Genomic DNA, 19,896 nt, shown 5'->3' on the forward strand with positions numbered 1-19,896 from the left:
CTTATGAACGCCATGCTTGGTTCTTCAGGAACTGGCCGAAGCCTTGCTCGCCTACCCAGTAACGAATGGTGTTTTCAACACCGTTACTAGTTAGGGTTGCACCTGAAAGCGCATCGATAGTGTGAGGATTGCTAGGGTTAGCATTTTTCACTACGCGAATAGCAACTTCGCCATTCTCGTACAGTTCTTTGCCGTCCCATTTTTCCTGCCAAGCAGGGTTTTGCACTTCACCACCTAGTCCTGGCGTTTCTTTTTGCTGATAGTAAATAAGCTCGCGAACCGTTTGGCCGTCTGCATCTATCGCTAAGAATCCGTACATAAGATCCCAAAGACCGCTACCGTGTACAGGTAAGATGATACGAGATACATCACCTGCTTCGTCACGAACTAAGTAAACACTCGCCACGTTAGGGCGACGTTGAAAACCAACATTGCTGTTAGTTACCTTTGTGCTGTACTCAGTTTGCTTAGCAGCTTTATACATATCGTAATCTGGAGCAGGCGCCTCAACAAATGTGCCTTCTTCAAGATTTACGTAACGCTGCTCTACTCGCTCACTGTACGTGCTTTCGATAGCGTTGTTGCTCATGCCCATTTCGTAAAGGCCTGCAGCATTAAGAATGTTGCTCTTTTTATCAAGAGCCGCGTTTGTTTGCTGTAAAGAGCGAAGGCCAACAGCCGCACCAGAAACAACAATTGAACAAACCAAACATACGGCAACTACTACACCGATAGTTTTGCCTAAAGATTCTTTCTTAGCCGACACGTGCTACCCTCCGCTTGATGTTGCTTTGTGCGACGAAATAGTCGAACAGTGGCGCCCACAAGTTAGCAAATAGAATTGCTAGCATTACACCTTCAGGGAAGGCTGGGTTAAGGACGCGGATTAGTACCGTCATGAAACCAATGAAGATACCGTAAGCCCACTTACCTTGGTTTGTGAACGACGCAGAAACTGGGTCTGTCGCCATAAAGAACATACCAAAAGCAAGACCACCAACAACAAAGTGCCAATGTGCAGGCATTGCAAACATAGGGTTAGTATCGCTGCCAATTAGGTTTAGTAGAGTTGCGAAGAAGGCAACACCTATCGCTACACCAGCAACAATGCGCCAGCTTGCTATACGCATGTACATGATGAACAAGCCACCAAGAATAATAGCAAGAGTAGATACTTCACCCGCAGAGCCCGCGATAGTACCGATAAAGCTATCCATCCACTGAGTCATATCAGCGTAGTCTAGGTTACCCCAAGCTGCTTGGCTAAGAGACGTTGCACCCGAATAACCGTCTGCTGCTACCCATACTTGGTCACCTGAGATTTGTGCAGGATAAGCAAAGTAAAGGAATGCACGACCAGACAGAGCTGGGTTAAGGAAGTTACGACCTGTACCACCGAATACTTCTTTAGCGATAACAACACCGAAGGTAATACCTAGTGCTACTTGCCATAGAGGGATAGTGGCTGGAAGTGTAAGTGCAAACAGCACTGATGTTACGAAGAAACCTTCGTTTACTTCGTGCTTACGCACAGAAGCGAACAGTACTTCCCAGAAACCACCAACAGCAAACGTTACTGCATAAATAGGTAGCCAGAAACATGCACCGTAGAAGAACAGGCCTAATATGCCAGCGTTTGTCAAATCACCGCCTAGTGCAGTGAAAAGACCCGCCTGCCATGTGTCAGGCAGTGTTCCTGCGCCAGCAGCAATAGCTTCTTGCGCTTGAAAACCAATGTTGTACATACCGAAGAACATAGCTGGGAATGTTGCCATCCATACCATGATCATGATGCGTTTAAGGTCAATGCTGTCACGCACGTGCGTGTTCGCTTTGTTTACCTTACCTGGCGTATAAAAAATGGTAGCCGCAGCTTCGTAAAGCGCATACCACTTTTCATGCTTACCACCCGGCTCGAAATCCGGCTCAATTTTTTCTAAATACGCTTTTAAACCCATGACTTAACCCTCTTTCTCTATCGTGGTCAAACAGTCGCGTAAGATAGGAGCGTAGTTGTATTTGCCTGGGCATACATAAGTACACAATGCCAAATCTTCTTCGTCCAACTCTAAGCAACCCAACGTCTGAGCACCGTCAGTATCACCAGAAATCAGGTCCCTAAGCAGAAGCGTAGGAATGATATCTAGGGGCATAACGCGTTCGTAATTACCAATTGGAACCATAGAACGTTCTGAACCATTGGTAGTTGTTGTCATATCAAATTTCTTGCTACCACTTAGATGACCTAAGTAAGCGCGTGTCACTGAGTGTTGGTTTGAACCAGGTAGGATCCAACCGAACAATTTCTTCTCGTGACCTTCTTTTAATAGTGAAACTTGGGTGTGGAAACGACCTAAGAAACCGTGTACGCCCATTGCAGTGGTACCGTTAAGTACAGAACCAGAAACAACACGTACTTCACCGTCTACTTGCTCGCTAGCAGTAAGCTCGGTCAAGTCTGCGCCCATTACGGTGCGCACTAGGCGTGGGTTAGTTGCTGCAGGACCTGCAAGTGAAATAACACGACGGTTATCTAGCTCGCCAGAGGTCAGCAATGCACCAATTGCCATAACGTCTTGGTAGTTGATGTGCCAAACCGTTTTGTTCATGCCAGCAGAATCAAGGAAGTGGATGTGAGTACCCGGTAGGCCCGCAGGGTGAGGACCGCCAAATTCTTCAACATCAACTGCCGCATCGCCAGTAGCAACAGATGCACCTGCCGCTTTACAAACGTAAGTCTTGCCACCGCTCAATTGCGTTAATGCTTTAAGACCATTTACGAAATCGTCTTGGCGCTCAGCAATAATCACTGCAGGATCTGCGGCTAGTGGATTGGTATCCATTGCTGTAACGAAAATTGAACTTGGAACAGAGTCTAGCTTAGGAGATTTGCTAAATGGACGTGTACGGAACGCTGTCCACATGCCTGACTCTACAAGGATTGACTGAAGTTGCTCGCGTGTTGCGCTCGCGATCTGGTCAGCTGCAATTTTATCAAATGTCACAGCATCGCTGCCGTTCACTTTGATAACTACAGACTGAAGAACACGTTTTGCACCACGGTTAACCTCTACCACTTCACCCGCTGCTGGGGCAGTGAATTTAACGCCAGGGTTCTTTTTGTCTTCGAAAAGAACCTGACCTTTCTTCACTACATCGCCAACTTGGACGTGCATGGTAGGGCGCATACCCACATATTCTTCTCCCAGAATGGCAACGCGCGTTGCAGCAGATGCATCAGCAATCTCCTGCTTTGGCGCTCCCTCAATTGGGAGGTCGAGACCTTTCTTGATTTTTATCATATGTAATCGCACTACTCTAATAGAAATACCCTTTTGCATGACCGCAGAAAACCTGCCTGTCAGCATGCAAAAGCGCACTATTAACAGGTGTAGAACACCTTTTCGTTGTTGATTGATGGAACTCGCTGCAATTGCTACGGTCAGCCTGTTATGAAGCCGTAACGCATAATTCCTTTTGCGGACGCTTAATTCGCCCTTTCTTTATAGACCACCAGCAGAAATTTACACTTATTATTGTTTTTGTGTAGCTGCAATCGCTACTGCTGTTTTGGTAGAGGCAGAAAAGACCCCTACTTAATTTCGGGATTTTAGCATTAACCCATGCGTTTGTGCCACGCTATTTCTAGATAAAGGCAAATTTTTCTACAATTTAATGTAAACCTTTGGTCTTATTCATTTACATTTTGCAAATCCATATGCCTTATCAACTTGTAATCAGGAACAGAAAAGCCGTCAAATCAGACGGCTTTTGCGCATATAAGCATTAGGTTAATTAATGGTAAGTTTAGGTTTTACCAATTAACCATTGGGTCAACTTCACTGTCGTAATCAACACTTGAAATGTCAAAACCGAACAGTTTTAAGAACTCATGGTTGTAACCTTTGTAGTCACTTAAGTCATGAAAGTTCTCTTGTGTCACTTGATCCCATAGCGCCTTAATTTTTGCCTGTGTTGCATCGTTAGTTTCTTTTCCATCCATGCGATAGCGATTTGCTTCATCTAACGTTGGTGTATTGCCGAACAAGCACTGTGTAAACAAGCCATAAATCTGTTCAATACACCCTTCATGCGTCCCTTCCTCTTTCATCACTTTGTAAATAAGTGAAATATACAGAGGCATTACAGGAATAGCCGAGCTTGCTTGCGTTACCAAAGCTTTTAATGAACTCACGTTCGCCTGTACATACAGGTCGCTGTTTTTACCAATAATGGCTGCGGCAGCGCGATCCAGGTCTTCCTTCGCTTTACCAATCGTCGCTTGACCATAAATAGGCCATGTTAGTTCTTTACCGATATAGGTATATGCGGTGGTTTTACAGCCTTCAGCAAGCACATCGGCTTCACGTAAAAAGTCCATCCAACGCTCCCAGTCTTCCCCACCCATAACTTTAATGGTGTTAAGGATCTCTTCGTCGTTGGCTGGCTCTAGCGATACCTCATGTACTTTGTCTTTATCAGTATCATAAGTTTTTGTGGTGTACGCCTGCCCTACAGGCTTAAGCGTAGATTTATACGTTACACCTGTTTCAGGGTCGGTTCTACGCGGGGATGCAAGGCTATAAATGACCAAATCAACCTTGCCCATTTCAGCCTTAATCTTTTCGATGGTTTCATTTTTGATTTCATCAGAAAAAGCATCGCCATTAATAGTTTCTGCATACAAGCCCTTTGCTTTGGCTTTTTCATGGAATGCAGCGGTGTTGTACCAACCCGCAGTACCTGTTTTGCGTTCTGTTGGTGCTTTTTCAAAGCACACACCCAGCGTTTTAGCGCCATAGCCAAACGCAGAAGTAATGCGTGATGCTAAGCCGTATCCCGTTGAGCAACCAATAACCAAAACATTTTTAGGGCCTTCGCCTAAGTCGCCTTTTGCTTCTACATAAGCAATTTGCTCGTCAACCGCCGTTGCACAGCCAACAGGGTGCGCGTTTGTACAAATGAAGCCTCTCACTTTAGGCTTGATAACCATAATAATTTTCCTTATTTGAGCGTGGGGCTATTGTAATGCCGAAGCCACTGATAACAACTCGGAGCAGATGGAAGCCTGCCGATCTTTGATACAATTTTGTCAGCATATCGCATACATGCATTCTCACCAACAGAACATAGTAGCATCACATATTTATATTTGAAAAAGCGAAACACAAACAACCTCAGATTATGAGTGAACTGTTTGTTTACAAACTAAGCCTCAGAAAAGTAAAAGAAATAGGCTAGAAGATAGAAAGGAGTAAAAGATTTAACAAAGAGGAATACAGGTATTCACAGGAGTACCATTGGGCACTCCTGTGAAGAAATCATTAACCTAGAACGTCAAGAAGTTCTACGTCAAAGATCAGGGTGCTGTAAGGTGCAATAGCTGCGCCAGCGCCTTGCTCACCGTAAGCTAGGTCGTGTGGTACGTATAGACGATACTTTGAACCTGCTTTCATAAGTTGAAGTGCTTCAGTCCAACCTTTGATTACGCCGCCTACTGGGAATTCAGCTGGCTGACCACGCTCGTAAGAACTATCAAACGTAGTACCGTTTATAAGCGTACCGTGGTAGTGAACACGTACTGTGCTAGAAGCATCTGGTGTCTCGCCGTCACCTTCAGTAACAACTTCGTATTGAAGACCAGATTCAGTTACGGTTACTTCGTCACGCTTCGCGTTTTCTTCAAGGTACTTTGTGCCTTCTTCAATAACCGCTTTGCTTGCTTCTTCTTTAGCAGCTTGCATACGCTTGTGAATTTCGCCAAACGCATCACGTAGAGTGTCATTATCAACCTGAGGTGCTTGACCTGCGAAGGCGTCTTTAAGGCCAGCTACAACAGCGTCAATCGCTAGTCCGTCAAACGGATTCGATTGTAGTTGTTGACCCATTTGAAAACCAATGCCGTAACTTGCTTGGGTTTCTACTGTATTGAATGTATCAGTCACAAGAACTCCTGAAATTAAATTACAAATGCAGTACAAATTTCAAACAAAACGCATGACGCGAGAATGTTTCTGCATTTTCCGGTGCAAGAGTGTATCACACCACAAAATATCTTGCTTTGAGCAATGTTAACTAGGGTGCAAAAGTATCAAAATGTTGTAAATTATAACCGAAAGTGGTTAGACAAGTCGCAAAGGACACAGTATGGTTAGCCCATATATTTAGGAGGATAGCATGCAAACACACTACGATGCTGAACTGAAAGATACCGTTCGATACCTTGGTAAAACCCTTGGTGAAACAATCAAAAATCAATTAGGTCAGGAGTGGCTAGACCGGATTGAAAAGATTCGAAAAGGCGGCCGAGCTTCTTATCAGGGAGACGCTACTTGTAGCGAAGAACTGAAAGAAACTTTCAAAACAATGTCTGACAGCGATTTGCTTACTGTTGGTCGTGCCTTCGCACAATTCTTGAACCTAGGTAATATTGCCGAGCAAGAATACAACGCGGCAATGAATGTTGATGCATCTATTGATGCCCTTTTCAAACACCTAGATAAAGCAGAACTAACTGCTGACAAAGTACAAGACGCCGTTGCAAAACTAAACATCGATCTTGTATTAACCGCGCACCCTACTGAGGTTACGCGCCGTACACTTATTCACAAACATAAAGAATTGGCGAACTGCCTGCAGGCTATTCACCAAGAGTCGCTTAATGATGTTGAGCGTAAGAAAATTGAAACCCGCATTGCTGACCTTATTGCACAGGCTTGGCACACTGAAGAAATTCGTTCAGTACGTCCAACCCCAGTTGATGAGGCACGCTGGGGCTTCTCTGTTATTGAAAACTCATTATGGGAAGCAGTGCCAGACTTTATGCGCGAGCTTGATGGTCGCCTAAATGAAGATTACGAAATATCACTGCCTCTAGATGCGTCTCCCGTTCAGTTTAGCTCTTGGATGGGCGGCGACAGAGACGGCAACCCATTTGTAACGTCAAAAGTGACTGAGCAAGTATTATTACTTGCTAGAAAACGTGCGGCCAAGCTTTTCGCGATAGATCTTGATCGCTTGCAAGTTGAGCTTTCAATGTACGACTGCAACGACGCGTTACGCGAAAAAGTCGGCGACGCCAACGAGCCATACCGCGCCCTTCTTCGTCCACTTGTTGACAAGTTCATCGCAACCCGCGATGGCATTAGCGACTACTTAGCAGATAAAAACCCAGATACTTCAAACTGGGTTGAAAGTGATGATGAGTTAATTGAACCACTGATGCTTTGCTACGAGTCTCTGTTAGACTGCGGAATGCATGTTGTAGCAAACGGTCTGCTGCTAGACACTATCCGTCGTGCACGTGTATTTGGCATTCACCTTCTGCGCCTTGACGTGCGTCAGGACTCTGAGCGTCATGCAGACGTTTTCAGCGAACTAACACGCTATCTTGGTCTTGGTGATTATGCTCAGTGGAGCGAAGCCGACAAGCAAGCGTTCTTATTACGTGAGCTTGGTTCAAAACGCCCGCTATTCCCTGCTCAATGGGATGCGTCTGAAGAAGTAAAAGAAGTGCTGGATACCTGTAAGGTAATTGCAAAGCACAGCAAACACGGCTTTGGTATCTATATTATCTCTATGGCGAGTGAGCCATCAGACGTCATGGCCGTACAGCTTCTACTTCAAGAAAGTGGTGTAGATTGGCCAATGCCAGTGGCGCCATTATTCGAAACGCTAGACGATTTGAACAACTCGCCTGACGTAATGCGCAAACTTCTGTCTATCGACTGGTATCGCGGTTACGTAAAAGGTCGTCAGTTCGTCATGATTGGTTACTCAGACTCAGCTAAAGACGCAGGTGCACTTGCTGCGGGCTGGGCTCAATACCAATCACAAGAAGCCTTAGTTGCCATTGCTGATGAGTTTGACGTAAGCCTGACGCTATTCCACGGCCGTGGCGGTACAATTGGTCGCGGTGGATTACCTGCACATGCTGCTATTTACTCACAACCTCCTGGCTCACTAGACGGCGGCTTCCGCGTAACTGAACAAGGCGAAACTATTCGCTATAAATTCGGTATGCCTAAGCTGGCTAAACGCAGCCTAGGTATTTACGCCAGCGCCATAATTGAAGCCATGTTATTCCCGCCTCCGGCACCAAAAGAAGAATGGCGAGAGCTAATAACTGCAATGGCAGCCCAAGGTCGCGATAACTATCGTGCAACCGTGCGTCACGATAAAGAGTTCGTACCTTACTTCCGTGTTGCAACGCCAGAGCAAGAGTTAGGCAAACTACCGCTAGGTAGCCGCCCAGCGAAGCGTAAGCCACAAGGTGGCATAGAGAGCCTACGTGCGATTCCATGGATATTTGCCTGGGCACAAACCCGTTTGGTACTGCCAAGCTGGTTAGGCGTTATGCGCGCTATCGATAGCGTGAAGACACCGGAAAATGAAAAAGTGGTTAACGAGATGTTCAGCGAATGGCCGTTCTATCGTTCACGTCTTTCAATGCTGGACATGGTGTTCCATAAAGCCGATCCGCGTATCAGTGAAGCTTATGATGAGCGCTTGGTACCCAAAGAGCTCAAACATTTTGGTGAAGCGCTGCGCAGCGAGCTAAAACAAAGTATCTCCTCGCTGTTGGCTATCACTGGCAACGACGACATAATGAAGAACGACCCGCAGGGTAAAGAGTCTATGGAGATCCGCGCAGGATACCTTCAGCCCCTTCATTACCTGCAAATTGAGCTTCTAGATCGTATCCGTAAAGCCGGTGACGATGCACAGAACACCAGCCTAGAGCGCGCCATGATGGTTACCATTGCCGGTATTGCTATCGGGATGCGTAACACGGGTTAAAACTTGTATTAGCGAAGCGCTTGAATTGGCGCACATAGTTTTATCATGTTGGTCGCCACTCGCTTCGCTAAGTAATAAAACGAAAAAAGCCCGCGTCATCATGAAGCGGGCTTTTTGTTACTTAAGTGTTTTTACTTACACTAAAGATAAGCACTAACAGGTAAGGTCGAAGCGGTCTGCGTTCATCACCTTTGTCCACGCGGCAACAAAGTCCTTAACAAACTTCTCTTTGCTGTCATCTTGCGCGTATAGCTCAGCATATGCGCGCAATACAGAGTTTGAACCAAACACTAGGTCAAAACGCGTAGCGGTAAACACTTCATCACCGGACGCTCTGTCGACAATAGCGTAGCTATTTTTCCCTGTCGGCTTCCATGTGTATTTCAAGTCAGTAAGATTTACGAAGAAATCTGTGCTCAATGCGCCTACGTTATCGGTAAATACACCGTGCTTACTTTCGCCGTAGTTAGTGCCAAGCATACGCATGCCGCCTACGAGTACCGTCATTTCTTTCGCTGTTAAACCGAGTAACTGGGTTTTATCTAGCATTAGCTCTTCAGGTTTAACCACGTAGTCTTTTTGAAGATAGTTTCTGTAGCCGTCAGCAATGGGCTCTAGTGGCTCAAAAGATTCAGCATCGGTCATGATGGGGTTGTAGCGCTTTGTTGGATCTTCAATATCAATAGGCTTCTCTTCCTCTTTAATATTGATAGGTTCCCACTGCTTGGCACCGGCTGGCGACTTTTTCAATACCTGCACCTTCTGGATCTGGCCCTAATGCTTCGGCACTGCCATTACCGTGACATTTACCTACCGTGTGACCACCGGCGGCTAATGCAACAGTTTCTTCATCATTCATTGCCATACGCGCAAAGGTTTCACGTACATGGGAAGCGGTTTTAAGGGGGTCAGGCTTGCCATTAACCCCCTCAGGGTTTACGTAAACAAGGCCCATACTTTCATAGGCAATAGTGCCTGCTAGGACAAATAAATCAGCACAGCTCAGTTTGTTGCCATACTTCTTTTTAATTGGCCAAAGCAAACGGCGAGCTTTATCTAAGTTAACGTTGTCTGGCCACGAGTTTAGAGGCGCAAAACGCTGGTTACCTGTTGAAGCGTTACCTCTGCCACCGCAAACGGGCAGTAATCAACAACCAGAGCATTCGCTTAGCAATATTCTTCCCTCCAATCACTCAAATAGTTTTAATCATGAAAAAAAAACCGTTATCTTATTTATCGACATAACAATTTCATAAAGGACTAAACATGCATTTGCTACCGGCCTTAGCAGGTTTATTGTTGGGGATTTCGACATTAAGTTTACAAGCGAAACCGCTATCACTGTCACCCGGATTGTGGGAAGGAATTAGTGAAGATGAAATGCAGTATAAACTTCTCCAAATAAACGATAGCGGCGAACATTTTCTTTATGAAATCCACATACCTTCAGGCCTGAGGTACGCCAAACGCTCAGCCTTTAGTGATGAGGATATATCCTGTAAAGAGAACCGATGTACGATCAGTACCGTTATCGAAGAAGACGTAACCCGTTCGCTTACTCTGTCCCCTTACCTAGACACCAGCTTTACCGCGCTTGAATCAAACTACAATGACAATAAAGGCTTACTTTCCACTAGTTACCGACTCATAAAACAAGAATCTAGCTCAACGCCTCGCAAGTTTTTAGAGAAATACGGTACTTTGCTAAACAATGCGGAACGCGCAAACGACGAGACGCCGTACGGTTTATGGGTGGGCATTTTACATTATTTAGATAAACCAGAATTGGCTCTTCTTCAGTTGTATGAAGATAGACAAGGGTCGCTCACGGTTTTTAGAAAAGGGGAAGACGAGTGAATTGGCTGTTAGCACACAGATCTCACCGGAAAATATCTCGCTTCAACACCCTATTGTTGAAATAACCACTTCCCACACGACTTTTGCCACCCATCTTTTCCTTATGTCTGAAGGCAATAGCGTATTAAAAGGTTACGCTTACGCTGTACATAAAGGTGTAACTTTAGATGCCGGTGAAATCAGGCTTTTCGATATCACGAAATATCTTTCACTTAACTAATACACAAAGGTCGTAACAGAACCTTTAATCGCTGGGGTGATAAGAGCTGATAATAAAGTGGAAACTTGATGTGAAGTCTGAGAAAGTAATTAAAATGTAGGCTCTCCACCGCAGAGAAGCGGTGGCGAAGCCTACAGGGAAGTATTCACGGCGTGCCTACGTTCAAAGGCCCGCCAATGATACTCACCGATTAGCCGTTTACGAAGTCTACGCCTAGCTTGATGTCACCACGCAGGCCTTCAAGCATGTCGTTTTTCGCTTTTTCTTCAAACGCGCTTAGCTCGCCGTATGGCAAGATTTCTTCAACACCGTTTGCACCTAGGCGAACTGGGTGTGCAAAGAATGCTGCGTCGTCGCTGTCGTCAGTTTGTACATAAGTGTACTCAACCACATTCTCACCTTGCATTGCTGCAACTAGAGATAAACAGAAACGTGCTGCTGCTTGACCCATTGAAAGGGTTGCAGAACCGCCGCCCGCTTTTGCTTCAACCACTTCAGTACCAGCATTCTGGATACGAGTGGTTAGGCTAGATACTTCTTCGTCTGTGAACTCTACGCCTTCAACTTGTGAAAGAAGAGGAAGGATTGTAGTACCAGAGTGACCACCGATTACCGGTACGTGCACTGAAGATACGTCAACATCTTTAAGTTCAGCAACAAACGTTTCAGCGCGGATAACGTCAAGTGTCGTTACACCGAAAAGCTTATTCTTGTCGTAAACGCCTTTTGCTTTTAGCGTTTCAGCTGCAATCGCAACAGTAGTGTTAACTGGGTTAGTGATGATACCAACACACGCGTTCGGGCAGTTATCAGCTACACCTTCGATTAGGTTTTTAACAATGCCGGCGTTGATGTTGAACAGATCAGAACGATCCATACCTGGCTTACGAGGCATACCCGCTGGAATTAGAACAACGTCTGCTCCAGTTAGTGCATCAGCTAGGTCATCTTTACCGTGACCGGTTACTTTTACCGCAGTGGGGATGTGGCTCAAATCAACGGCAACACCAGGAACAACTGGCGCTACGTCGTAAAGCGCTAAATCTGAACCTGCTGGCAATTGTGTTTTCAACAACAAAGACAGCGCCTGACCAATACCACCGGCAGCACCTAACACGGCTACTTTCATACCATTTCTCCTATGGGATTACTTCACGTATTTAAACGGAACGTCACACTAATGCAACGCGGGGGAAAACTCAATCACCGGATCGTCTTATTAACGTTATTTATGGCGATTTTATCTCGATATTCATTATCATGAATGATTATGCAAAGAAATTGCGCAAAGTCTACCTGTACGGCACAATATGGGCATAACAAATAAAATTCACCACACATAAACCCTCAGAAAAGAAAAGAGCGCTAATGGCAAACGCAAAACAAGAGCAACTCATCAAGGCTTTTAAAGAGATTCTTAAAGCGGAAAGTTATGGTTCACAAGGCGAAATTGTTGACGCATTAAAAGCACAAGGCTTTGACAATATCAGTCAGTCTAAAATTTCAAGAATGTTAAGTAAATTTGGAGCTGTAAGAACGCGCAACGCGCGCGGTGATATGGTTTACTGCCTTCCCCCTGAGTTAGGTATGCCTACGGCTAAAAGCCCCCTCAAACAGCTTGTATTAGACATTGTGCACAACAACGTGATGGTCATCATAAGAACTAGCCCAGGTGCAGCTCAACTTATCGCCCGCTTACTTGACTCGCTAAGCAAAAAAGATGGCGTGTTAGGTACTATCGCTGGTGATGATACCATTTTCATCGCTCCCGCTGATGTCACTAAAATTGAAGAATTAAGACAGCGCGTAGAAGATTTATTTGAGAATGTCTAGCCAGGGCGCTAAAAGCTAGGCAAACGAAAACAAGAAACCGCATACATGATGCGGTTTCCAACTACATTATAATTAAAACGTTCTTAAGATAGAAGTTTGATCAATGCATCGGCTGCAGGACGTGACGATGGCGGATTTTGCCCCGTCACCAACAATCCATCTGTACAGACTTTAACAGCAAAATCATCCGCGCTTTCATACTTACCGCCCTTTTTGACTAGCTCGTCTTCAACCAGATAAGGGACTACGTCAGTAAGCTCCATCGCAGCTTCTTCGCTATTTGAGAAGCCAGTAACCTGCTTGCCATCAACCAAATATTTGCCATCTGGCGTCTTAACATCTTTTAGCACGATGGGCGCGTGGCACACAGCCCCAACGGGTTTATTGGCTGCGATAGTGTCTTCAATCAATTTAATGGAATGCGCATTATCTGATAAGTCCCATAGCGGACCATGACCGCCCGGGTAGAAGACAGCGTCAAACTCATCTGCACGTACATCTTCAAGCGGAATAGTCGACGCTATAGCGCTTCGAGCCAGCTCGTCTTTTGTGTATCGAATCGAATCGTCCGTCATTGCGTCGTCAGCAAGACTATTGGGGTCAATCGGTACCTGGCCGCCCATCGGTGACGCTAAGGTGATTGTATATCCCTCATCTTTAAATGCGTAGTATGGCGCAGCGAACTCTTCTAGCCACATGCCGGTTTTCTCGCCGGTGTCACCCATAATTTCGTGAGACGTCATTACCATTAGCATACGTTTTGACATAAGCCCTCCTTGCGAGCATCTAAAAATTTATCATGTGTTTGTTCGTTCAATGGAGAGACTTAGATCATAAGCAAAGACTATGCGCGCTCAGTAACAGGTGTGTGAGATAAATCGCAGGCATAAAAAAGTGCCACTTCCTGTTAAGGAGAGTGGCACCTAACACTACAACTTGTAGTTAGTGTTTACTACTTCTTAAAAGCGGTAGTTAACACCTACGCGGATTTCCCAAAGTGAAGGACCGCGAGATACGCTCTGCTCTGGTCTTGAGAACGCGCTGTACTCGTATTGACCTGCGTCATTGAAGTCCGCAGCAATAACTTCATCACCGCCGAAGCTACCTTGACGGAAGTCACCCCATTGGTCGTTGATTAAGTTGGTCAAGTTTTCGATTACGAAGAACGCGCTTGCTGTATGACCTTCATAGAAGCCAGGTAGCTCTTGAGAGACACGTAGGTCAGCTTTAAACCACCAATCAGCAGTTTCACTGTTACGCTCAAGGATCTCGCCGCGCTCAAAGCCGTTATCTTCAACCCAACGGTTGAACTGTCTTTGAGCTTCTTCCGCAGTTTGAAGTACATCACCATCACGGTTTGTCTGATCAACAAACACTACGTTCGGATCGTTTACTTCAGGAATGTAAATAAGCTGACGAGCAAATACACCATCCCAAGGGAACGCTGAGTTGTTGCTGTGAACGTAAGAGAAAGGCTTACCTTCGTTAGCCGTTGCAAACAAGTTGAAACGTGTTGCATAACCGTCAAAGAACTCTGCAGTATAACCTAGTGAGAAGTTAAAGCGGTTGCCAACAGCGTAGTCAGACGTTGCCGCAGACGGGTTGTTAGGATCGCTTGTTGCAAAGTTAGCGTAGTTTGAGAACGCTACTGCGCTTGTCATTGGGTTAGCATCTTCTGCGTCAACATAAGCGTATGAAGCGCCCATATCGAAGCCATTATCCCACTCTTTGCTTACGCCGATTGAAAGAACAAGTGAACTACCGTCATCACCTGAATCAACATTACCTAGAATGAAGTCCTGCGTTTCATTACGACCTGAGTCAATATTGGTGTAGATTGGGCGACCATCGAAACGGTTTTCACCGTTGTAAACAATGTTCGCATCTCTAACTATTGCTGAATCTTGGCGATCGGTATAGATCATGTCAGCGTTAATTAGGTAGTCATTTTCAGTTACATAGGTGAAACCTAACGCGTATTTCCACTCAGAAGGAATCTCAAAGTCTGGGTCAGTTGCGTTAGTGTTACCGTCACCATCCGTTAGGCTAGTGTTCGCTACTACGTCAAATAGCTCTTGTGGTACGTCGTAAATCGGACGACCTTGACCAGTTAGCTCTAGGTCAAACAATGAAGTAGTGCCACTTACGAAGCCATTGATTTGACGTTCACGAGTACCAATGTTCGTTACACCGTCGTTAGAGTATGCATTTGAGATCCAAACGTTAGGGTTACCACCAGAGTAAAGACCTAAACCACCGCGTAGTTCTAAGCTTTCGTTAACTGTGTAGGTAAAGCCGAAACGTGGCTGAAGAAGGTCAATACCATCTACGTTTGCAGTGTTGGCAAAACCATAACGCTCAGTGAAGTTTTCGTTCAAACGAGGCGTATCGTCAGAGCCGTATGTATCATAACGAAGACCAGCCATGATTTTGAGGTCGTCAGTTAGGTAGAACTCGTCTTGTACGTAATAGGTAGTTACGTCGAATGCAAAAGAAGCACCAGCATCCGCTGGGTTGTTTGTACCCGCAGAGTTGTTGTAGTAGATACGATCAACAAGACCAGCTTCGAAGTCAGCGATGCTGTCGAAACGGTATTCACCTACAGTTTGCTGCATAAACAGGTTAAATACGTCAGTTTCTTCGTATTCAACACCAGCCGTAATTTCGTGGTCACCCCAGAAATAAGTACCCGCTAGTTTAAAGTTAAATACTTCATAGTTAAGGTCGTTAGACTGACGAGAGTCATCTGGACCGATGTAGATAGTTCCACCGTTATCAGTTCTGATTTGCGCTTCAGCGAAGCCAGAAGCTGCGTCTAGTGACTGTTGACGGTTATCTAGGTCAGTGTGGCCAATACGAAGCTCTGTTGAAAAGTCATCAGTCCAGTTTGAGTATAGTGAACCTACAACAGTAGTTAGTTCAGCGCCTCGCTCGTAGAAGTGATTACTTAAAGAAAGTCTTGAAGAACCGCCGTCAGATTGGCTTACGCTAAAACCGTCGTTCCAGTTATATACTAATGAAGCACGGTGGTCTGCGTTAATGTTCCAGTCTAGTTTAATAAGAATTTTTTCGTCTTCAACTGGCGCAGAACCCGGTGTACCGCCTACATCATAGCCATACACGTCTTGCGCAATTTGTGAAACCTGACTGATGTCGTCTTGAGTTACACGACTACCCAGCGCGTTGTAATCATAAAGCTGAACACCTTCAAGCTTTTCGTAAGCTGCGAAAAGGAACAGGCTATCTTTAATTAGTGGAAGACCAACGTTGAAACCGTAACGTTTTTCTGTGTAGTTACCGTTGTCACGCTCTACACTGTCAACTTCGTCGCCGCGGTAAGAATCAGACGTAAAGTCGTAGAAAACACCACCGTGAACTTCGTTAGTACCTGATTTAGTTACTGCGTTGATGTTACACGCAGTGAAACCACCGTACTCAACGTCAAACGGAGCAAGCTCAACGGCTACCTGTTGGATAGCGTCGTAAGAGAAAGGCATACGCTCGGTTGGGAAGCCGTTGCTGTTAAGACCGAAGTTGTCATTCATGCGAATACCATCTAGGGTCAAGCTGTTGTTACGCGGGCTTGCACCACCACAGCTAATCGAGTCGTTGAAGCTTTCATCAACGAAAACACGAGGGTCAACACGCACGATATCACCGATGCTACGGTTAATAGCTGGTGTATTTTCTAGCGCCTCTAAGTTGAATACAGTCTGTGGGCCTGTTGCACCAAACGCTGTCGCTGTTAATGCGCTACCGCTTACAGAGATAACTTCAATATCACTTGCGTCTTCTAGCGTAAGGTTAACGCCGAATGGGTTACCTAGCTCTAGGAATACGCTATCGATAGTGGTGTCTTGGTATTCGTCAGAGTCAACTACGACTCTGTAAGGACCGCCAACGCGAAGGCCACGAAGGTTGAACGTACCGTTAGCGCCAACAACCACTTCACGGGCTGTGCCAGTAGGTTCGTGAATAACAGTAACAGATGTTCCCGCAGCAGGTGCACCTGTAGGGGTAAGGATGCGGCCTTCCATTGCAGATGACGTTTCTTGCGCCATTGCAGTGGTCGACAAACCGATTGACAGCGCAACCGCAGCCGCAATGCGACTGAATTTAGCTGATGAGCTCATGTGTGTGTTTCCCTTTTTGTTTAAAATTCTTTTTTACTCGGCCTAGTGTAGTGCAAAAAGTACTACATAAAACCTATGACTTTCACTGAACCCGACAAATTGTCGTAAAGGTTCGTGTCAAATTTATTACAATTTTACATTTTTATTTAACAGCAATCGCCCGAGGCTAGTGAGTTTGCAAAAAATTACTTGACCACATGGTCAAGTTAATTTACTTGTTATTATTATTGTCAATTTGCGACGAATAGCTGAACCTATTCTTGCCACATATGCGACTAATAAACAGCGTTTAATAAAAATCAGGTTTACCTATAAAAATTAACCATTTTTCATATAGTTAACACCTTAAAATAAATTTACCTATTGCAATAAATAACCTTAACTGATGAAATCACTATATAAATCGTTAATTCATTTGGTCGTTTTTTTGACGAATTTCAGAATTGTTGCTTCCGGAAAATGGATAATTTTTATGTTAGCCGCCATCTTGTGCGGTTCGATAAACTATTTTCAAAATTCCGTTTCTTTTAGTGACATCGCCCCTCAAACTGGTCAATATTTAACCTGCAAAACCGAACTTGTAGGAAATAATGACGTTTTTTCAGTCTATGTTACCGATGGACGCATTGCCGAAATGGCAAGGCAACGGTTGTGTAATGATGAAACGATAAAACGGCAATACGGTGAAGTGAAAGTAACCATCGGCCAAAGTGATTATGATACGTTCCGATACATTAACCATGGCGTCGTCGATTTAGCGCTCGTTAAAAGTAATGTGGTAAACGCCTTCGGCGCAGACCAAATATATGGTTTAACTAAAATTGCTTCCCACCCAGATTACTCTGCGTTCTTTATAGCGTTAAGAGAACGCCCTCAGTTATCCAAAGAATACCTATTGGGAAAGCGAATTGGGTTACTTGACTACCCTAGCAGTCGTTCAGGACACATTGTTCCTAAAACAGTTATGCAGAACTTGGGGTTAAGCGATAACAATGTAAATATCGTCTACTACAGTTCGCACCAAGAGTTAAGACGGGCCCTGCTTGCGGGTGAGATTGATATTATTTCTTCGTATTGGGCACAAGAAGACAAAGATAGCTTTTCTAGAAACTATGCCACTCCCCTTCAAGAGAGCGTAAGCGGTATGCAGTGGTTCTTAAAAATGCAAACTCAGAACACCGACTTATTCTGCGCGATGCAAAGCGTTGTGCACGAAATAGCCATGGCCCATCCTCGCCCCTATTACAAAACTATTACATTGGAAGAGGGGTGTAATTAATGGGTAATAAACAGCTCCACTTTAAGTCCAAGCCATTTATCGGATTAAATTTGGTTGTTCTAATAGCACTTCTCCAATGCATTGCGCTGACAGCTCAGCTATTGTCTTATCAAGCTTCCATTCATCGAGCGCTAGACAAGGTAGAGCGCAGAATTAGTCTAGACAGTGCGTTTTTAGATGTAGGAAATAACACGTTAAATACGCCGGTTAATCAATTTGCAATCTTTCGCTATCTTGGCAGATTAAACGCTACACTCAAAGATGAAGGATACCCTGTCCTCGTAAGAGAGGTACAAGGGGTGGTTACAACGAAAGAAGACTTTAGCCAGTATCCAAAACTTGTCACCACAAACTTTAAAAACGCCGAGCAAGAAATCACGGTAGAAATGCGAGGCAAAAGCCTTTTAAGTGCACTATCGTTCAGTTGGGCTGCACTAGCATTATCAATGCTTCTTACCCCTTTCTTCGCGGTATCAAACCGAACTAAAAAGCGTCGCGCAATAGTAGAAGAGATAATTCCACCTACGCCTAAATTAGTCATCAACCTCAAAGAAAAGACAATTTCCAATGGTATCGATGACAAAGCCGTTACACTACAAAATAAACCGTTATGTTTTTACACCGCACTGGTTAAATATTGCATCGAGCACCCTGGCGAGCCGCTTCCCCCCCATAAAGACGTGCCAACTGAATTGCTCGCCTTAGCGAATAAAAGCTTCGGTCGACTGATAGAACTGGGTCATACCAAGCGTAAACGCCCAGATTTCAACGCGAACCTTGATAAAACGCTCAGTGAAGTACGCGCGGCGCTTGATGAGGTTTTCGTTGGCTATTCTAAAGAAAAAGAAACGTATTACCCACCTAGGGCACAGGGCGAAGGGTCGCGTTCGAAACAACACTCTTACGCGTTACCATCTATAAGAGAAGAGGATATTGAAATCATTGGAAATTAACTAAAAACTGACCACTTGGAGAACTTTTTGTTATTTTTTGCTAATTAAGTAAACAGCCTGCAATACCTTGAAAATACGATAAAGTTCTAGCAAAGACCGATCCAAAATCTGATAACTTGCGAATATGGCATTGATTCGCGAGGCCTAAACGCGTATCTTTGCACCAACAAAACCAGCTTTAAAGTACTATGCAATCGCCACTTATTATTGCCATTTCTGGGGCTTCGGGCTCTGGGAAGTCTCTTTTTACAAAAAATTTGTTCAACGGCTTCAGTGCCCAAGGACGTCCCGTTCAAGTGCTGCGCGAAGATCACTACTATCGTGCGCAAGATCATCTTCCCATGGAGCAGCGTGAGAAGAACAATTATGATCACCCCAGCGCCTTTGAACATGAGCTTTTAAAAGCGCACTTACAAGCATTGCGTGACGGTCAACCTATCGACTACCCACATTATTGCTATAAAACGCACACACGTTTACCTGAAACGGAGCGTTTAAACCCCGCACCGGTAATAATACTTGAAGGTATCATGTTGCTAGCCCGTACCGACTTACTACCCTTGTACGACGTTAAAATTTTCATCGATACCCCACTAGATATTTGTTTAATGCGCAGAATGATGCGTGACCTCAAAGAACGTGGTCGCAGTATTGAATCTGTGGCAAAACAGTACGAAGAGACTGTTAAGCCAATGTATCATCAATTTATCGAACCTAGCCGCTTCACTGCCGACGTAGTAGTGACGCAAGGTGGCAAAAACCAAATTGCATTAGATGTGATTAAATCACACATTCAGCAAGCGCTTCTTTAAGGGAACATTA

At 44.9% G+C, this 19,896-nt stretch carries 15 protein-coding genes and 1 pseudogene; 7 read left to right on the top strand and 9 right to left on the bottom strand.

The genetic code is table 11. The features are described 5' to 3' along the window. Position 1 precedes the first annotated feature (1 nt). From ACX5J7_RS11100 to bamJ, 5 genes are all read right to left on the bottom strand, one after another. Positions 2 to 766 (bottom strand): Na(+)-translocating NADH-quinone reductase subunit C, encoded by a 765-nt coding sequence (locus ACX5J7_RS11100; protein WP_269918319.1) that lies wholly within the window; start codon positions 764 to 766, stop codon positions 2 to 4. Beyond that, positions 756 to 1,958, bottom strand: a complete 1,203-nt coding sequence (locus tag ACX5J7_RS11105; protein WP_015068141.1) for an NADH:ubiquinone reductase (Na(+)-transporting) subunit B — start codon at positions 1,956 to 1,958, stop codon at positions 756 to 758. Before ACX5J7_RS11105 ends, ACX5J7_RS11100 begins: the two co-directional genes overlap by 11 nt. Positions 1,959 to 1,961: 3 nt before the next feature. After that, positions 1,962 to 3,302: a Na(+)-translocating NADH-quinone reductase subunit A gene (locus ACX5J7_RS11110; protein ID WP_498707234.1), complete on the bottom strand. Its 1,341-nt coding sequence runs from the start codon at positions 3,300 to 3,302 to the stop codon at positions 1,962 to 1,964. Positions 3,303 to 3,814: 512 nt separating this feature from the next. Further along, entirely contained in the window at positions 3,815 to 4,993 is a 1,179-nt protein-coding gene (gene fabV / locus ACX5J7_RS11115) for an enoyl-ACP reductase FabV (RefSeq protein ID WP_498707235.1), read from the bottom strand. Positions 4,994 to 5,324: 331 nt separating this feature from the next. Continuing rightward, positions 5,325 to 5,945 carry a BamJ family beta-barrel-assembly machinery protein gene (gene bamJ, locus ACX5J7_RS11120; RefSeq protein WP_015068144.1) on the bottom strand — a complete coding sequence of 207 codons (621 nt, stop codon included), beginning with the start codon at positions 5,943 to 5,945 and terminating at the stop codon, positions 5,325 to 5,327. 232 nt (positions 5,946 to 6,177) lie between these two features. Between bamJ and ppc the strand changes: the two genes are divergently transcribed. Next, on the top strand, positions 6,178 to 8,799 hold the full coding sequence (gene ppc / locus ACX5J7_RS11125) for a phosphoenolpyruvate carboxylase (protein ID WP_498707238.1): 2,622 nt from the start codon (positions 6,178 to 6,180) through the stop codon (positions 8,797 to 8,799). A 153-nt stretch (positions 8,800 to 8,952) separates the two neighbouring features. Here ppc and ACX5J7_RS11130 read toward each other — a convergent pair. After that, a pseudogene (locus ACX5J7_RS11130) lies at positions 8,953 to 9,928 on the bottom strand (peroxidase family protein); the annotation flags it as partial. A 137-nt stretch (positions 9,929 to 10,065) separates the two neighbouring features. Between ACX5J7_RS11130 and ACX5J7_RS11135 the strand changes: the two are divergent. Both ACX5J7_RS11135 and ACX5J7_RS11140 read left to right on the top strand, forming a co-directional pair. Next, a complete protein-coding gene (locus ACX5J7_RS11135; protein ID WP_498707239.1) occupies positions 10,066 to 10,656 on the top strand; it encodes a hypothetical protein in 591 nt (196 codons plus the stop codon). 1 nt (position 10,657) lies between these two features. Then, on the top strand, positions 10,658 to 10,876 hold the full coding sequence (locus ACX5J7_RS11140; protein ID WP_498707241.1) for a hypothetical protein: 219 nt from the start codon (positions 10,658 to 10,660) through the stop codon (positions 10,874 to 10,876). Positions 10,877 to 11,066: 190 nt separating this feature from the next. Here the strand turns inward: ACX5J7_RS11140 and mdh are convergent, their stop codons facing one another. Beyond that, positions 11,067 to 12,005 carry a malate dehydrogenase gene (mdh, locus tag ACX5J7_RS11145; protein ID WP_015068149.1) on the bottom strand — a complete coding sequence of 313 codons (939 nt, stop codon included), beginning with the start codon at positions 12,003 to 12,005 and terminating at the stop codon, positions 11,067 to 11,069. A 239-nt stretch (positions 12,006 to 12,244) separates the two neighbouring features. Between mdh and argR the strand changes: the two genes are divergently transcribed. After that, positions 12,245 to 12,709, top strand: a complete 465-nt coding sequence (argR, locus tag ACX5J7_RS11150; RefSeq protein WP_015068150.1) for a transcriptional regulator ArgR — start codon at positions 12,245 to 12,247, stop codon at positions 12,707 to 12,709. Between the two features lie 83 nt (positions 12,710 to 12,792). On the opposite strand, the gene ACX5J7_RS11155 is transcribed toward argR, so the two are convergent. Continuing rightward, a complete protein-coding gene (locus ACX5J7_RS11155) occupies positions 12,793 to 13,476 on the bottom strand; it encodes a type 1 glutamine amidotransferase domain-containing protein (protein ID WP_015068151.1) in 684 nt (227 codons plus the stop codon). 192 nt (positions 13,477 to 13,668) lie between these two features. Beyond that, positions 13,669 to 16,842, bottom strand: a complete 3,174-nt coding sequence (locus ACX5J7_RS11160; protein ID WP_015068152.1) for a TonB-dependent receptor — start codon at positions 16,840 to 16,842, stop codon at positions 13,669 to 13,671. Between the two features lie 385 nt (positions 16,843 to 17,227). Here ACX5J7_RS11160 and ACX5J7_RS11165 point away from each other — a divergent pair, with 385 nt between their 5' ends. The 3 genes from ACX5J7_RS11165 to udk all read left to right on the top strand — a co-directional run bounded on the left by ACX5J7_RS11165 (position 17,228) and on the right by udk (position 19,886). Continuing rightward, positions 17,228 to 18,121, top strand: coding sequence for a substrate-binding domain-containing protein (locus tag ACX5J7_RS11165; protein ID WP_462835716.1), 894 nt, complete (start codon positions 17,228 to 17,230; stop codon positions 18,119 to 18,121). After that, positions 18,121 to 19,074 carry a hypothetical protein gene (locus tag ACX5J7_RS11170; protein WP_498707243.1) on the top strand — a complete coding sequence of 318 codons (954 nt, stop codon included), beginning with the start codon at positions 18,121 to 18,123 and terminating at the stop codon, positions 19,072 to 19,074. The genes ACX5J7_RS11165 and ACX5J7_RS11170 overlap by 1 nt, the downstream gene beginning before the upstream one ends. A gap of 188 nt (positions 19,075 to 19,262) precedes the next feature. Then, positions 19,263 to 19,886 carry a uridine kinase gene (udk, locus tag ACX5J7_RS11175; RefSeq protein WP_498707244.1) on the top strand — a complete coding sequence of 208 codons (624 nt, stop codon included), beginning with the start codon at positions 19,263 to 19,265 and terminating at the stop codon, positions 19,884 to 19,886. Positions 19,887 to 19,896 lie beyond the last annotated feature (10 nt).

It is taken from the genome of Alteromonas infernus, from assembly GCF_902705815.1.

Bases quoted from the DNA above. Each gene is read 5' to 3' on its own strand.
- ACX5J7_RS11105 (WP_015068141.1), bottom strand. From the start codon at position 1,958: ATGGGTTTAAAAGCGTATTTAGAAAAAATTGAGCCGGATTTCGAGCCG.
- ACX5J7_RS11110 (WP_498707234.1), bottom strand. From the start codon at position 3,302: ATGATAAAAATCAAGAAAGGTCTCGACCTCCCAATTGAGGGAGCGCCA.
- fabV (WP_498707235.1), bottom strand. From the start codon at position 4,993: ATGGTTATCAAGCCTAAAGTGAGAGGCTTCATTTGTACAAACGCGCAC.
- ppc (WP_498707238.1), top strand. From the start codon at position 6,178: ATGCAAACACACTACGATGCTGAACTGAAAGATACCGTTCGATACCTT.
- ACX5J7_RS11135 (WP_498707239.1), top strand. From the start codon at position 10,066: ATGCATTTGCTACCGGCCTTAGCAGGTTTATTGTTGGGGATTTCGACA.
- mdh (WP_015068149.1), bottom strand. From the start codon at position 12,005: ATGAAAGTAGCCGTGTTAGGTGCTGCCGGTGGTATTGGTCAGGCGCTG.
- argR (WP_015068150.1), top strand. From the start codon at position 12,245: ATGGCAAACGCAAAACAAGAGCAACTCATCAAGGCTTTTAAAGAGATT.
- ACX5J7_RS11155 (WP_015068151.1), bottom strand. From the start codon at position 13,476: ATGTCAAAACGTATGCTAATGGTAATGACGTCTCACGAAATTATGGGT.
- ACX5J7_RS11160 (WP_015068152.1), bottom strand. From the start codon at position 16,842: ATGAGCTCATCAGCTAAATTCAGTCGCATTGCGGCTGCGGTTGCGCTG.
- ACX5J7_RS11165 (WP_462835716.1), top strand. From the start codon at position 17,228: ATGAAATCACTATATAAATCGTTAATTCATTTGGTCGTTTTTTTGACG.
- ACX5J7_RS11170 (WP_498707243.1), top strand. From the start codon at position 18,121: ATGGGTAATAAACAGCTCCACTTTAAGTCCAAGCCATTTATCGGATTA.
- udk (WP_498707244.1), top strand. From the start codon at position 19,263: ATGCAATCGCCACTTATTATTGCCATTTCTGGGGCTTCGGGCTCTGGG.